Source organism: Pseudomonas sp. TAE6080 (assembly GCF_018732265.1).
Classification (GTDB): domain Bacteria; phylum Pseudomonadota; class Gammaproteobacteria; order Pseudomonadales; family Pseudomonadaceae; genus Aquipseudomonas; species Aquipseudomonas brenneri.
On record NZ_JAHIDY010000011.1, the window covers coordinates 145,688 to 160,492 of the forward strand.

Sequence of the window (14,805 nt, forward strand, 5' to 3'; positions counted from 1 at the left end):
TCGTCCCTAATTATTGTTATGCAGGGAAAACGCTCCCCTTTGTAGGAGCGAGCTTGCTCGCGAAAAACCTGAGAACGCTATGGGGTGTCAGGTTTCCCGCGTCATCGTTAACGATTTTCGCGAGCAAGCTCGCGCCTACAGGGGGCCTTGTGGTTAGAAACTTGGCAGCAGCTTGCTGGGTACCAGCTCGTTGAGGCAGCGGCTGGCCAGCAGCTCGCTGGCGGCATTGATATCCGGAGCGAAGAAGCGGTCCTTGTCATAGAACCCCACTTTGGCGCGCAGGATGCCACGGGCTTTTTCCAGCTTCGGCGAGGTTTTCAAGCCGTCGCGCAAATCCAGGCCCTGGCACGCGGCCAGCCATTCCACGGCGAGAACTCCACGGGTGTTTTCAGCCATTTCCCACAAACGCTTGCCAGCAGCCGGCGCCATGGACACGTGGTCTTCCTGGTTCGCGGAGGTCGGCAGGCTGTCGACGCTATGGGGATGGGCCAGTGCCTTGTTCTCGCTGGCCAGGGCCGCAGCCGTCACCTGGGCGATCATAAAGCCGGAGTTCACCCCGCCATTGCCCACCAAGAATGGCGGCAGTTGCGACATGTGCTTGTCCATCATCAACGAGATGCGGCGCTCGCTCAGGGAACCGATCTCGGCAATGGCCAGGGCCATGTTGTCAGCGGCCATCGCCACCGGTTCGGCGTGGAAGTTACCGCCGGAAATCACATCACCTTCGGCCGCAAACACCAGCGGGTTATCCGAGACCGCATTGGCTTCGACCACCAGCACTTCGGCCGCCTGGCGGAACTGGGTCAGGCAGGCGCCCATGACTTGTGGCTGGCAGCGCAGGGAGTACGGGTCTTGCACCTTGTCGCAGTTCTGGTGGGACTGGGACACCTGGCTGCTGTCACCCAACAGGTCGCGGTAAGCGGCGGCGGCGTCGATCTGCCCACGCTGGCCACGGGCCGCGTGAATGCGCGCATCAAACGGCGAGCGCGAGCCCAGCACCGCTTCCACGGTCAGGCCGCCACACGCGATGGCTGCGGCGAACAGGTCTTCGCCTTCAATCAAACCGCGCAGGGCATAGGCAGTGGACACCTGGGTGCCGTTGAGCAGCGCCAGACCTTCCTTGGCTGCCAGGGTCAGTGGCGTCAGGCCGGCAATTTTCAGCGCCTCGGTCGCCTCCAGCCATTGGCCCTTGTAGCGGGCCTTGCCTTCACCCAGCAGCACCAGGGACATATGGGCCAGAGGCGCCAGGTCACCGGAAGCCCCCACCGAACCCTTGAGCGGGATATGCGGGTAGACCTCGGCATTGATCAGCGCGATCAGCGCATCGATCACCTGACGGCGAATCCCGGAAAAACCACGGCTCAGGCTGTTGACCTTGAGCACCATCACCAAACGCACCAGCGCGTCGCTGATCGGCTCGCCTACGCCGGCGGCGTGGGACAGCACCAGCGAACGCTGGAGGTTTTCCAGGTCTTCGCTGGCGATACGGGTCGAGGCCAGCAGGCCAAAACCGGTGTTGATGCCGTAGGCGGTGCGGTTCTCGGCGAGAATCTGCTCCACACAGGCCACACTGGCTTCGATCTGCGCCGTGGCGCTGTCATCCAGGCTGAGGGTCACCGGCTGCTGGTAGATGGCTCGCAGGTGGGCAAGGCTCAGTTGGCCTGGAATCAGATTTAGCGCAGTCACATTCATGCTCCTTTTTGAAATAGGGTTCAGTGCACATTCGGTAAAGCGTGGTTCAGCAAATCCGTGTTCTTGAGCAGCTTGGCAGTGGTCGCGATATCCGGCGCCAGCCAGCGGTCTTGCTCATAGGCCGGGACCTGCTCGCGCAGCAGGCGCCAGGCGGTGTGGGTACCGGCGCCGAAGCCTTGTTCCTTGAGAAACTCAAAGGCCTGGGCCGCCAGCAGGTATTCGATGGCGAGGATCTGGGTGACGTTGTCCAGCACCGCATGCAGTTTGAGCGCGGCGTTGGTGCCCATGCTCAGGTGGTCTTCCTGCAGGCCCGAGGTGACGAAGTTATCGAGCACCGCCGGCTGCGCCAGTTGGCGATTTTGCCCACACAGGGAAGCGGCAACGTACTGCACGATCATCATCCCCGAGTTAACGCCAGGGTTGCTCACCAGGAAGGCCGGCAGGCCGCTGACATGGGGGTTGATCAGGCGATCCAGGCGGCGTTCGGCGATGGAGCCGATTTCGGCCATGGCGATGGCCAGCATGTCCGCCGCCAGCGCTACGGACTGGCCGTGCGGGTTGGCCTGGGAGACCACGCGGTAGCTGTCCGGCGTGCCCAGCAGCAAAGGGTTGTCGGTGGCACCGTTGAGCTCGGTCTCGATCTGCCGGGTGGCGTGCTCCAGTTGATCGCGGGCAGCACCGTGGACCTGGGGGATCGAGCGGATGCTCAACGCGTCCTGGGTGCGAATGCCCTTGCTCGCGGCAATCACTTCGCTGCCGTCGAGCAGCGCACGCAAATTGATCCCCACTTGCTGCATGCCGGGGTGCGGCTTGAGGGCGATGATTTGCTCGTCGAATGCGTCGATCTGCCCGCGCTGTGCTTCAAAGCTCATGGCCCCGATCACATCGGCCCATTGCAGCAAATGGTGGGCATCGGCCAGGGCCAGGCAGCTCAGGCCGCTCATGCACGGCGTGCCATTGACCAGGCACAGGCCGTCCTTGGCACCGAGTACCACTGGCTGTAGGCCTTCGGCGGCCAACGCCGCCTGGGCCGTAACGATCTGACCCCGATAGCTGACATTGCCCACGCCCAGCAAGGCAATGCCGATATGTGCCATATGGGTCAGGTAGCCCACCGACCCCTGGGACGGAACCTGTGGAGTGATGCCGTGGTTGAGCAGCGCCAGCAGCGAATGCACCACCTGCGGATGCAGGCCGGACTTGCCCTGGCTGTAGTTGATGATCGCCGCACAGATGATTGCGCGGGTCTGTTCATTACTCAGCGGCACGCCGACACCGCAGGCGTGGCTGAGCAAGGTGTTGCGCGACAGCTGGCTCAGTTGCTCGCCCTTGAGCGACACGTTGCACAAGGCGCCCAGGCCAGTGTTGACGCCATAGGCGCGTTCGCCGCTGGCGACGATACGCTGCACGATGGCCTGGGCGTTGTCGATGCGTGCCCAGGCCGGGCCCGACAGCGCAAGCTCTGCGCCAAAACGAGCGACGGCGACCACGTCCTGCCAGTGCAGCGGGGTGTCGGCGATGATGATTTTTTTAGCCTGGGACATCGTTGACCTCTTCATACACACCTTGAATTCCCTACCGCCTTGCCGGCCTCATCGCAGGCAAGCCAGCTCCCACATTTGTACTGTGTGAACCCGATCAAATGTGGGAGCGGGCTTGCCCGCGATAGCGCCAGCCAACTCACCACAAGGCTCGGCCTCAGACCACCGCCGCCCGCCGCTGAACAAAGCGGTCCACATACTCATCCGCCGGCGAATGCAAAATCTCCCGCGGCGTGCCGACCTGGATCAGCTTGCCGTCCTTGAGGATCGCAATGCGGTTGCCGATGCGCACGGCCTCGTCCAGATCGTGGGTGATAAACACGATGGTCTTGTGCAGGGTCTTTTGCAGTTCCAGCAACTGGTCCTGCATCTCGGCGCGGATCAATGGGTCGAGGGCGCTGAACGCCTCGTCCATCAGGATGATGTCCGTGTCGGCCGCCAGGGCCCGTGCCAGGCCCACGCGCTGGCGCATGCCGCCCGACAGCTGGTGCGGGTATTTGTTTTCGTAGCCCTTCAGGCCCACGGTTTCGATCCAGTGCAACGCGCGCTCGGTGCACACCTGCTTGGTTTCGCCACGCACTTTCAGGCCATAGGCCACATTGTCCAGCACACTCTTGTGCGGCAGCAGGCCGAAGCTCTGGAACACCATGCTGATCTTGTGCCGGCGGAACTGGCGCAAGGCGTCCATGTCCAGTTGCAGAATGTCTTCACCGTCCACCAGGATCGCACCGCTGGTGGGGTCGATCAGGCGGTTGAAGTGGCGCACCAGCGTGGACTTGCCGGAGCCCGACAGGCCCATGATCACAAAGATCTCGCCGGTACCGATGCTCAGGGACAAGTCATTGACGCCCACCACGCAACCGGTCTGGGCCAGCACCTGGTCCTTGGTCTTGCCCTGGCCAATCAGCGCCAGCGCTTCCTTGTCCCGCGCACCGAAAATCTTGAATACGTTTTTCACTTCGATCTTGCTGACAGTGGTCATTTGCTCGCCTCATGCCGTGGACGGCCATAGGCCTGGGTAATGCGGTCGATGACCACAGCGAGAATCACAATCGCCAGGCCGGCTTCAAGGCCGCGCCCAACGTTAAGGGTCTGGATACCGACCAGTACGTCTTCGCCCAGGCCACGGGCGCCGATCATCGAGGCGATCACCACCATCGACAGGGCCATCATGGTGGTCTGGTTGATCCCCGCCATGATGCTCGGCAGGGCCAGCGGCAGTTGCACACCAAACAGTTGCTGCCAGCGGTTGGCACCGAAGGCATTGATGGCTTCCATCACTTCACGGTCCACCTGGCGAATGCCCAGGTCGGTCAGGCGAATCAGCGGCGGTGCGGCGTAGATCACCGTGGCGAAAATCGCTGGCACTTTGCCTAGGCCAAACAGCATCAGTACCGGGATCAGGTACACGAAGCTGGGCATGGTTTGCATGATGTCCAGCAACGGCATCAGCACCGCGCGCAGGCGATTGCTGCGTGCCGAAAGGATGCCCAGCGGGATGCCGATCAACACCGAGATCACGGTCGCGACCAGCATCAGCGCCAGGGTCTGCATCAGCTTGTCCCACAGGCCGACCGCGCCGACCAGGAACAGCAGGCCGACGATTACCGCCGTGGTCACTACCTTGCGGGTGGCGTGCCAGGCAACGCCGCCGACAATCGCCAGCATCAGCCACCAGGGCGCCATGCGCAGCAGGCCTTCCAGGTTGACGATGGCCCACAGCAAGGTGTCGGAAATCTGCCGGAACACATCGCCGTAATTGGTCACCAATGCATCGACCCAACCGTTGACCCAGTCGGCGATGGAAAACGTAAAACTCTCAGGAAACATAACGTGCTCTCGATCCAGTGGAGTGTGGCCGGGTGCCCGGCTGCCTTTTCAGGGTAGCCGGGTGCACTGTGCCTACAAGGCCGCGTCGATTTTCTTGGCTGCGTCTTCACTGACCCAGGCGTGCCAGACTTCCGGGTGTTCCTTGAGGAAAATCTTCGCCAGCTTCGACGAATCAATGCGCTCTTTGCTCATGCGCGCCAGGTTCTGGTTGAGCAGGTCGATCGGCAGGTTGACCTTTTCCAGCACCGCCACCAGTTCCGGGGCTTGCTCGTGGAAGGTCTTGGACAGGCCGACCTTGATGGTCACGCTTTTATCCACGCCAGGTTTTTCGTCGAGTTTGACCAGGTCCACCTGGCCCATCAGCGGCGTTGGCGTCCAGTAGTAAAACAGGATCGGCTCGCCACGCTTGTAGCTCGACAGCACCGCCGCATCCAGTGCCGGGCCGGTGCCTGGGCGGAAGTTGGTGTAGGAACTTTCCAGGCCGTAGCTCTTGAGCATTTCGCTGTTATCCAGCTCACACGTCCAGCCGGCCGGGCAGTTGTAGAAGCGGCCCTTGGACGGCTCTTCCTGGTCCTTGAATACCGCAGAGTACTTGGCCAGGTCGGCAATGTTTTTCAGGTCCGGCGCCTTGGCTTCGAGCTTGCGCTTGGCGTCGCCTTCGATCACGTAGCGTGGCACGTACCAGCCTTCAACAGCACCAACCACGGGCGCGCCGACACCCACGACTTTGCCGGCCTTCTCGGCCTTCTTCCACACTTCGCTGCGGCCAACCCACTCCTCGGCGAAGATCTGAATATCGTTGCTGCCCAGGGCGTTTTCCATGGTGATGGAGTTGCCCGGCAGGCTATCGGTTTTGCAGTCGTAGCCTTTTTCCAGGACCACTTGCAGGACATCGGTCAGCAACATGCCGCTTTCCCAATTCAGGCCGGCGAATTTCACCGGTTTGCCCGACTCGCACCAACCGGCTGCCTGAGAGGCGCCAGCAGCGGTGAGCAAACCTGCGGCGAGCAATGGGGTCAGCAGGGTCTTATGCATTTTCATTGTGTGACGCTCCCAATCATGAAATGGATTACGGCAGTCAAAAGGCATCCTGCCTCGTCCACGTCCCATCAGGCTTGTGCAAGCTGCCCGGTTGTTGTTGGTGCAGCGCCCTGCTCTACCGGCAGGATCAGTCGTTGCGGAATTGCGCCGTGCCATTTTTTCGCACACACGTAATACAAGGCTGCTGGCAGTACCAGGCCGATGATCCAGGAAATATCCACACCCCCCAGGGCAGCTACCAGGGGGCCGGTGTAGAACTTGGTGGCGATGAACGGCAATTGCACCAGCACACCGAACACATAGACGCTGATACCGAGCAGGTTCCATCGGCCGTAACGACCGTTCGGGTCGGCCAAGGCCGGCACGTCATAGCGATCGCGGGTGATGCAGTAGTAATCCACCAGGTTGATCGCGCTCCAGGGCGTAAAGAACGCCAGCAAGAACAAGATGAAGGACTTGAACGCACTGAAGAACGAGTGCTGGCCGAGCAACGCGATCAGGGTCGCAGCACCGACGATGAGCAACACGAAAGCCAGGCGCTGCAAGCGCGTCACCTCCATGCGCCCCCGAAAGCCGCTGACAATGGTCGCAATGCACATGAAGCTGCCGTAGGAATTGAGCGTGGAGATGGTGACCTTGCCGAACGCGATGCTGAAGTACAGCAGCGCCGCCGTGGCCCCCGTGCCACCCAGCCCCACGATGTAGGCCACTTCGTTACCGGCAAATTGCCCGTTGGACATGGCGGCGGCAAACACGCCGAGGATCATCGCCACCTGCGCACCAATGACCGAGCCTGCGCCTGCGGCCAGAAAGGTTTTCACCGAAGACGTGTTGCTCGGCAGGTAGCGCGAATAGTCCGCCACGTAAGGGCCGAAGGCGATTTGCCAGGAGGCCGCGAGCGACACCGCGAGCAAAAAACTGCTCCAACTGAAGTGGCGGATTTGCAGGAGTGCGCCAATGTCGGTCTGGCTCATCAGGCGGCTGAACAGGTAGACAAAGGCAATCACGCCAATGACGCTGGCAACACGCCCGATGAAATGGATCACCCGGTAACCGAGCACCGTGACCAGCACAATGATACTGGCGAAGATAAGGATGCCGACACTGTCGCTGACCCCAAACAACTGACCCAGCGCCTGGCCGGAAAGCACCGTCCCGGTTGCAGTGAAACCGAGGTACATCAAGCACACCAGCACGATCGGAATGGCCGCGCCATACACACCGAACTGCACCCGGCTGGAGATCATCTGCGGCAGGCCGAGCCTTGGCCCTTGCGCCGCATGCAACGCCATCACGCCGCCACCCAGCAGTTGGCCGATCAACAGACCGATCAACGACCAGAACACATCACCGCCCAACACCACGGCCAGGGCCCCGGTGACAATCGCGGTGATTTGCAGGTTGGCGCCCATCCACAAGGTGAACTGGCTGAACAGACGACCGTGTCTTTCCGCTTCCGGGATGTAGTCGATCGAACGCCTTTCGATCAACGGGGTGGAGCTTGCACGAGCGTCATTTGCAGCCATGGGTGTTCAACCTCTGATGGATTGTTATTCGGTGATGCGGATAAAACAGGTCTTGTGTACACAGCAGGTCAAATGTGGGAGCTGGCTTGCCTGCGATACGCACGACGCGGTCTGTCAGGCAGACCACAGTGATGCCATCGCGGGCAAGCCCGGCTCCCACAGGAACCGAGCCAGCCGTTATTTGATCATCGGAAGGTTCAGGCCCTGCTCCTTGGCGCAGTCGATCGCGATCTGGTAGCCCGCATCGGCATGGCGCATCACCCCGGTAGCCGGGTCGTTATGCAGCACCCGCGCAATCCGCTCGGCGGCTTCATCGGTACCGTCGCAGACAATCACCATCCCCGAATGCTGGGAGAAGCCCATGCCTACGCCGCCACCGTGGTGCAGCGAAACCCAGGTCGCGCCGCTGGCGGTGTTGAGCAGGGCATTGAGCAGAGGCCAGTCGGACACGGCGTCGGAACCGTCCTGCATGGATTCGGTTTCGCGGTTCGGGCTGGAAACCGAGCCGGAGTCCAGGTGGTCACGACCGATCACCACCGGTGCCGACAACTCACCGCTGCGCACCATTTCGTTGAATGCCAAACCTAGCTTGGCGCGCTGGCCCAGGCCAACCCAGCAGATACGCGCCGGCAGGCCCTGGAAGCTGATGCGCTCGCGGGCCATGTCCAGCCAGTTGTGCAGGTGGGCGTCGTCGGGGATCAGTTCCTTGACCTTGGCGTCGGTCTTGTAGATGTCCTGCGGGTCGCCCGACAGTGCCGCCCAACGGAACGGGCCGATGCCACGGCAGAACAACGGGCGGATGTAGGCCGGTACAAAACCCGGGAAGTCGAAGGCATTTTCTACGCCTTCTTCTTGCGCCATCTGACGGATGTTGTTGCCGTAGTCGAAGGTTGGAACCCCCATCTTCTGGAAGTCCAGCATGGCCTGGACGTGTACGGCCATCGACTGCTTGGCAGCCTTGATCACCGCCGCCGGTTCGGTCTTGGCGCGCGCGCGGTATTGGTCCCAGGTCCAGCCAGCCGGCAGGTAACCGTTGAGCGGGTCGTGGGCGCTGGTCTGGTCGGTGACCATGTCCGGGCGTACGCCGCGCTTGACCAGTTCAGGCAGGATTTCAGCAGCGTTGCCGAGCAGGGCAATGGAGATGGCCTTGCCTTCCTTGGTGTACTTGGCGATGCGCGCCAGGGCGTCGTCGAGGTCGCTGGCTTGTTCGTCGACATAGCGGCTGTTCAAGCGGAAGTCGATGCTGACCTGCTGGCATTCAATGTTCAGCGAGCAGGCACCGGCCAGGGTCGCGGCCAACGGTTGTGCGCCACCCATGCCGCCCAGGCCGGCGGTGAGCACCCAACGGCCGGTCAGGTCGCTGTTGTAATGCTGGCGACCGGCTTCGACGAAGGTTTCGTAAGTGCCCTGGACGATGCCCTGGCTGCCGATGTAGATCCAGCTGCCGGCGGTCATCTGGCCGTACATGGCCAGGCCCTTGGCATCCAGTTCGTTGAAATGCTCCCAACTGGCCCAGTGCGGTACCAGGTTGGAGTTGGCGATCAGCACACGCGGGGCATTGCTATGGGTCTTGAACACGCCGACCGGCTTACCCGATTGCACCAGCAGGGTTTCGTCGTCATTGAGGTGGGTCAGGCTTTCGACGATCTGGTCGTAGCACTCCCAGTTACGCGCCGCACGCCCGATACCGCCGTAGACCACCAGTTCCTTGGGGTTTTCGGCCACTTGTGGGTCGAGGTTGTTCATCAGCATGCGCAGCGGCGCTTCAGTCAGCCAGCTTTTGGCAGTGAGCTTGTTACCGCGGGCAGCGCGGATTTCGACGTCACGGTACTTGGTGGGCTTACTCACGAAAAATTCCTCTGCGATCAATGCGCGAACATGATGGGTGCGAAGAGGATTGCCTGTGACTCTTACGCACACATATTTACTTGTACATACAAGCATATGCAATCAAGCGGCCAACTTGGATTGGACGAGGTGGAGATTTTTCTGAAGATGAGTGAAAGCCCCGGAAAACAAGGCTTTTCGGCTTGATGAAATTTCTTACAGAGGGGTTTTGAAGTGCCGCAGGATTGCTACTGAAGCAGGGCATTGCGCCATGCTGGGGCATTCGGTAACAACTTGGTGCGGGACTGGAAACAGATTTTGTAGCCTATACATAACCCATGTGGGCGGTCAGTTCGATGATGCAGCAGCGGCCAGTTACCGCAATGTCCAGCAGCCCGGTGTTACCGTCCACCTGCAAGCAATCATGCTGGCCCAGCACTTCGCCCAGCGCCTTCACCTCATCAGCAACACTGAACACCAGCACGGTGTGCGCGGTACTGAAAAACTGCTGCACCCCATCCACCCACTGCAAACGTGCGTGGTAACGCTGGGGCGCATAGATCAGGTTGAAGTCGCGGATCGGCCCGGTGATCAAGCGGCATGCGACCTGACTCTCGCCGCCGAACGCAAAGGGCTGCAGCGGTAACAGCCCACGCTGCTCCTCGCCATCTACGGTCAGCACCATGCCGGCGCCCTGGATCACGGTGATCACCCGCTGATAGCCGGCAAACGTGGAAAAACCACCCGACTCGGCGATATCGGCAATCGACAGGCGCCAACCAAAACCGTCCAGGCCGTGGCCTGCGTCCCGGGTGATTTCTTCGGTACTGCCGCCGCCGTTTTTCCACGGCATGCGCACGTAATCAGCGGCGCGCCAGACCTTTACCGCAGTCATTTGCTGAAACGCCCTTCGAGGCTATGACGCGAACCCGGGTGGATCAACCGCGCTGCCGTCACCGGCTGGCGACCGGACCAGGTGCGCCTGCGAATCAGCAGGCACGGCTCGCCAGCCTCGATCTGCAACAACTGGCATTCCTGCGGGTCGGCCAGGATGGCTTCCACCACATGCTCGCCCTCGGTCAGTGGCGCCACCTGGTTGAGATAGGCGTAAGGGGTTTGCTGGGTGAAATCCTGTTGCAGGTATTGCGGTGCGACCAGGGCGTTGACGAAACGGTCTTCGATTTGCACCGGGATATCATTTTCGTAGTGCACGATCAGCGAGTGGAAGACGCGCCCGCCTTCGCGCATTTCCAGGGCCACGGCGCGCTCGGACCCGGCGGCTTCTTCGCCCAGGGTGATCACCTTGCAGGTGTGACGATGGCCACGGGAGGCAATCTCATCCGCGATGTTATGCACCTCGAACAGCGCCGACTGGCTCTTGGGCTCGGCGACAAAGGTACCGACGCCCTGCATGCGCACCAGCAGGCCTTCGGCGGTCAGCTCCCGCAGGGCACGGTTGATGGTCATGCGGCTGAAGCCCAACTGGCTGACCAGTTCGCTTTCCGACGGCACGCGATAGTGCGGCGGCCAGTTGCCGTTGAGAATCTGCTGGCTGATCATCTGTTTGACGCGGGCATACAAGGGCGCCGGACTTACGTCCATGTGGGCAGCCAGTGGAGACTTGGCGGGCGGAGTCGGCACGGGGAATCCTTGCAGGGGGAAAAGATGCATAGATTGCCGGAGTTTACCGAGCAGGCAAACGTCTGTATATGTATATACAAATAAACACACGACCGGGGTGCCTTGATCATGTCCGCTTTCTTTGCCGAACGCGCGCTGCTGCCTAATGGATGGGCCAACGATGTACGTCTTGAAGTCAGCGCCGATGGCCTGCTGACCAACGTGACGGCCAATGCCAGCGCAGACGGTGCCGAGCGGCTCAGGGGCCCGTTGTTGCCGGGCATGCCGAACCTGCACTCTCACGCCTTCCAGCGGGCCATGGCGGGGCTGGCGGAAGTCGCCGGCAACCCCAATGACAGCTTCTGGACCTGGCGCGACCTGATGTACCGCATGGTCGGCCAGATCAGCCCCGAGCAACTGCAGGTCATCGCCCGCCAGCTGTATATCGAGATGCTCAAGGCTGGCTACACCTCGGTCGCCGAGTTCCACTATGTACACCACGATGTCAGCGGCCAGCCGTACGCCGACCCCACCGAACTGTCACGCCAGATCAGCCTGGCGGCGGCCAGCAGCGGCATCGGCCTGACGTTGCTGCCGGTGCTGTACAGCCACGCAGGCTTTGGCGGCCAGGCGCCGAACGAAGGCCAGCGCCGGTTTATCAACAGCACCGAAAACTACCTGGACCTGCAAGCGCGTTTGCAACCGATAGTGGCCGCGCAACCGGCACAGCAACTGGGCCTGTGTTTCCACTCATTGCGCGCGGTAACGCCGCAACAGATCAGCGCAGTCCTGGCCGCCAGCGACCAGGCCTGCCCGGTGCATATCCACATCGCCGAACAGCAAAAGGAAGTCGATGACTGCCTGGCCTGGAGCGGCAAGCGCCCGCTGCAATGGCTGTATGACAATGTCGAAGTCGACCAGCGTTGGTGCCTGGTGCACGCCACCCACGCCAACCCCGACGAAGTCACGCTGATGGCCCAGAGCCGAGCGATTGCCGGGCTGTGCCTGACCACTGAAGCCAACCTGGGCGACGGGATTTTCCCGGCGGTGGACTTCCTGGCCCAGGGCGGGCGCATGGGGATTGGTTCGGACAGCCATGTGTCGTTGAGTGTGGTCGAGGAACTGCGCTGGCTGGAATACGGCCAGCGCCTGCGTGACCAGCGGCGTAACCGGCTGTATCGCAGCGATCAACCGATGGTCGGCCGCACCCTGTTTGACGCCGCCCTGGACGGCGGCGCGCAGGCGCTGGGGCAACCGATTGGCCGCCTGGAAGTGGGCAAGCGTGCGGACTGGCTGGTGCTGGACGGCAATGATCCGTACCTGGCGACGGCCAGTGAAGACGGGATTCTCAACCGCTGGCTGTTTGCCGGGGGGGATCGGCAAGTGCGCGATGTACTGGTCAATGGCCAGTGGGTGGTGCGCGATGGGCGGCATGCTGGCGAGGAAGAAAGCAGCCGGGCCTTCACGCAGGTTCTGAAGGAACTGCTGAACTAGGAACAACACAAAACAAAATGTGGGAGCGGGCTTGCTCGCGAATGCGGTGGGTCAGCCAACTACTTGACAACTGATCCACCGCATTCGCGAGCAAGCCCGCTCCCACATTGGATAGGTGGTGTTGGTCATGGTTTGTAAAGGGCCAGCAAGGCGTGTCCCTTTAAATTGCAGGACGTTTCCGAGACAATCCCTGCCGCCTTGTGTCTGTTGGGATCGATGGCTAGCCTGCGCTCCGTCACTGCTCATCAGTGATCGGGTTTAGTCGCCCGGTACATCACAAGGTGCATGGTCCCATGAAGTTTTATGGTGGCTGTGCGCAGGGCACCCTCGGGTGCGCCGGATTTCCTTGTGGCCGGTCGACTAACCTGCGTACAGCCGCCACCCTTCGTTTAGTCGCGACGGACCGGCTCCGATTCTCACAAGGAGCTTCGCCATGCATAAACTTGTCCCCGACCCACCTCGTGATCCCGCCAAAGACCGTGCCGCGTTCAACCGCGCCATCGACCATTACCTGCCGACCCGGGAAGTTCACAGCACCCACGCAGACTTGAGCTTCGAAGATGCGTTGCTCTATACCGCCAGCCTGCTGGACAGTGCCTGCGCGACGGCACTCGATTGCACAGAGTCGCTGGAGAGCCCCGAGCGGGCGAAGGTGTTGGCAGTGTGGCATCTACTGGAAATGGCCAAGACCACCGTCGATCAATCGATTGAGTGCCTGCACCCTGCCAGGGCAAAAACCTGAGTGCAAAAAAAGGCGGGCTTGTATGGCAAGCCCGCCTTTTTTAATCGACCCGTGGCCAGGTTACTGCGACGTGTTGGCCATCTGCTTATCCGTCGTACGCCAGATCAAACGCGTGGTGTCGTAACCCTGCTGGCGCGCCCTGCTGAGCAGGTCTTCGCGGGTGTCGGCGCTGACAGTCGGCGTGCGCGACAGCAGCCACATGTAGCGCCGGCTCGGGCTGCCGACAATGGCAGTCTTGTAGTCATCGCTGACGTACAACACCCAGTAATCACCCTTGGCCACGCCCGGCAACAGCGCGGTGAACCAGTTGTTGAATTCGACCCACAGCTTGTCGGTCTTGCCCGGGACTTGCGGCGTGGCCGTGCCCTTGGCTTCTTCCCACTTCCACTCGGTGGTCAGGCAGCGGTTGAACACTGACATGTCGCCATCGGGCAGCAGGGAGTAACGCGCCTCGGACTGCGCGCAGTTACGCTGGAAGTACATGGGCAGGCGGGCCAACTCGTACCAGGTGCCCTGGTAACGCTTGAGGTTGACACTGCCGACAGTCTTGGGTTGCAGATCATCGCCAGAATGGCTGGCGCAGCCTGCCAAAAACAGGCTGGCGCAAAGGTACAAAACAAAACGCATCATTCTTCTTCTCCCGCAGGCTTTCGCCCCGGTTTACTTCAGGCCTTGCCCGGAAAACATCAGAACTTTGTCACCGGCGTACTGCACGCTGATAAAGCTGGTTTTGTCGCCCCAGGTGCAGCTGGACATGCCCAGCGCGCCGGAACAATCAGTGGGCTTGCCCAGCAATGACTCCACCTCGGCCTTGGCCATGCCAGCCGAAAGCTTCTGGTAGTTTTCCTGGGTGACCTTGCTGCAAGCGGCCAGCAGGACGCAAAAACACAAGAGGGCGATACGGCGTAACGACATGGTAGAGCTCCTGGAGGGACACGCAGCAGTGGGGATCTGCCAGAAGCTTAGAAGGGAAAAGGGGGGTCTGGTTCCCGGAAGGGGGTGGTATTTCTTTTTTCTACAAAATGGCCTTTTTCGAAAATTTTTAAACGAGTAGATCGCCGCCTTTCGTCGATCAGGCTGATTGAACAGACCAGAAGCAACTAAATTAAGACTAAAATCAGTCCGAATTTCGCGTAGGGGTCATGCAATGAAATTTTCATCCCAGATAAAACCGATCAGTTACCTGAAAAGCCATACCGCAGAGATCGTCAAGAACCTCACAGAAAGCCGCGAACCGCTGGTCATCACCCAAAATGGTGAGGCCAAATTAGTCGTAATGGATGTGAAGAGCTTTGAAGAGCAAGCGGAAACAATGGCGCTGTTGAAGCTTTTGGCACTGGGCAACCGACAAATTGAGCTGGGCCAGTTTCAGGATATGGAGGACGTGTTCGCTGAACTGGATCAGGACGAAGCTCAATGACTTATCGAGTTGTTATTTGTAGAAACTCAGACTTCATCTGACAGTTACCGGATTTGAGGTCGTGACTGTCAG

At 60.8% G+C, this 14,805-nt stretch carries 14 protein-coding genes and 1 pseudogene; 3 read left to right on the top strand and 12 right to left on the bottom strand.

Features of this window, described 5'->3' with window-relative positions; genetic code table 11:
- Positions 1-40 precede the first annotated feature (40 nt).
- The 10 genes and pseudogenes from KL786_RS29550 to hutC form a co-directional block, all read right to left on the bottom strand.
- Positions 41-127, bottom strand: a pseudogene (locus tag KL786_RS29550) (outer membrane lipoprotein carrier protein LolA); the annotation flags it as partial.
- A gap of 26 nt (positions 128-153) precedes the next feature.
- Positions 154-1,692 carry a histidine ammonia-lyase gene (hutH, locus tag KL786_RS11010; RefSeq protein WP_215517636.1) on the bottom strand — a complete coding sequence of 513 codons (1,539 nt, stop codon included), beginning with the start codon at positions 1,690-1,692 and terminating at the stop codon, positions 154-156.
- A gap of 20 nt (positions 1,693-1,712) precedes the next feature.
- A complete protein-coding gene (locus KL786_RS11015; protein ID WP_215517637.1) occupies positions 1,713-3,236 on the bottom strand; it encodes an HAL/PAL/TAL family ammonia-lyase in 1,524 nt (507 codons plus the stop codon).
- 154 nt (positions 3,237-3,390) lie between these two features.
- On the bottom strand, positions 3,391-4,215 hold the full coding sequence (locus tag KL786_RS11020; RefSeq protein WP_050593423.1) for a quaternary amine ABC transporter ATP-binding protein: 825 nt from the start codon (positions 4,213-4,215) through the stop codon (positions 3,391-3,393).
- Positions 4,212-5,063 carry an ABC transporter permease gene (locus tag KL786_RS11025; RefSeq protein WP_032862254.1) on the bottom strand — a complete coding sequence of 284 codons (852 nt, stop codon included), beginning with the start codon at positions 5,061-5,063 and terminating at the stop codon, positions 4,212-4,214. The genes KL786_RS11020 and KL786_RS11025 overlap by 4 nt, the downstream gene beginning before the upstream one ends.
- 72 nt (positions 5,064-5,135) lie before the next feature.
- Entirely contained in the window at positions 5,136-6,104 is a 969-nt protein-coding gene (locus KL786_RS11030) for an ABC transporter substrate-binding protein (RefSeq protein ID WP_032862255.1), read from the bottom strand.
- Between the two features lie 68 nt (positions 6,105-6,172).
- Positions 6,173-7,630: a purine-cytosine permease family protein gene (locus KL786_RS11035; protein ID WP_215517638.1), complete on the bottom strand. Its 1,458-nt coding sequence runs from the start codon at positions 7,628-7,630 to the stop codon at positions 6,173-6,175.
- 177 nt (positions 7,631-7,807) lie between these two features.
- On the bottom strand, positions 7,808-9,478 hold the full coding sequence (hutU, locus tag KL786_RS11040) for a urocanate hydratase (protein ID WP_154843434.1): 1,671 nt from the start codon (positions 9,476-9,478) through the stop codon (positions 7,808-7,810).
- A 304-nt stretch (positions 9,479-9,782) separates the two neighbouring features.
- Positions 9,783-10,352 carry a HutD/Ves family protein gene (locus KL786_RS11045; RefSeq protein ID WP_215517639.1) on the bottom strand — a complete coding sequence of 190 codons (570 nt, stop codon included), beginning with the start codon at positions 10,350-10,352 and terminating at the stop codon, positions 9,783-9,785.
- Positions 10,349-11,059 (bottom strand): histidine utilization transcriptional repressor HutC, encoded by a 711-nt coding sequence (gene hutC / locus KL786_RS11050; RefSeq protein WP_252193695.1) that lies wholly within the window; start codon positions 11,057-11,059, stop codon positions 10,349-10,351. Before hutC ends, KL786_RS11045 begins: the two co-directional genes overlap by 4 nt.
- 147 nt (positions 11,060-11,206) lie before the next feature.
- Here hutC and KL786_RS11055 point away from each other — a divergent pair, with 147 nt between their 5' ends.
- Both KL786_RS11055 and KL786_RS11060 read left to right on the top strand, forming a co-directional pair.
- On the top strand, positions 11,207-12,571 hold the full coding sequence (locus tag KL786_RS11055; RefSeq protein WP_215517641.1) for a formimidoylglutamate deiminase: 1,365 nt from the start codon (positions 11,207-11,209) through the stop codon (positions 12,569-12,571).
- 433 nt (positions 12,572-13,004) lie between these two features.
- Entirely contained in the window at positions 13,005-13,313 is a 309-nt protein-coding gene (locus tag KL786_RS11060; protein ID WP_065944522.1) for a DUF6124 family protein, read from the top strand.
- A gap of 60 nt (positions 13,314-13,373) precedes the next feature.
- Here KL786_RS11060 and KL786_RS11065 read toward each other — a convergent pair whose 3' ends face one another.
- Entirely contained in the window at positions 13,374-13,943 is a 570-nt protein-coding gene (locus KL786_RS11065) for a lipocalin family protein (RefSeq protein ID WP_215517642.1), read from the bottom strand.
- Between the two features lie 30 nt (positions 13,944-13,973).
- Positions 13,974-14,228: a lipoprotein gene (locus KL786_RS11070; protein WP_032862265.1), complete on the bottom strand. Its 255-nt coding sequence runs from the start codon at positions 14,226-14,228 to the stop codon at positions 13,974-13,976.
- Positions 14,229-14,460: 232 nt separating this feature from the next.
- Here KL786_RS11070 and KL786_RS11075 point away from each other — a divergent pair, with 232 nt between their 5' ends.
- The gene (locus KL786_RS11075; RefSeq protein ID WP_032862266.1) at positions 14,461-14,733 is read left to right on the top strand and encodes a type II toxin-antitoxin system Phd/YefM family antitoxin; all 273 of its coding nucleotides are present in this window, start codon (positions 14,461-14,463) and stop codon (positions 14,731-14,733) included.
- The last annotated feature ends 72 nt before the right edge of the window (positions 14,734-14,805 follow it).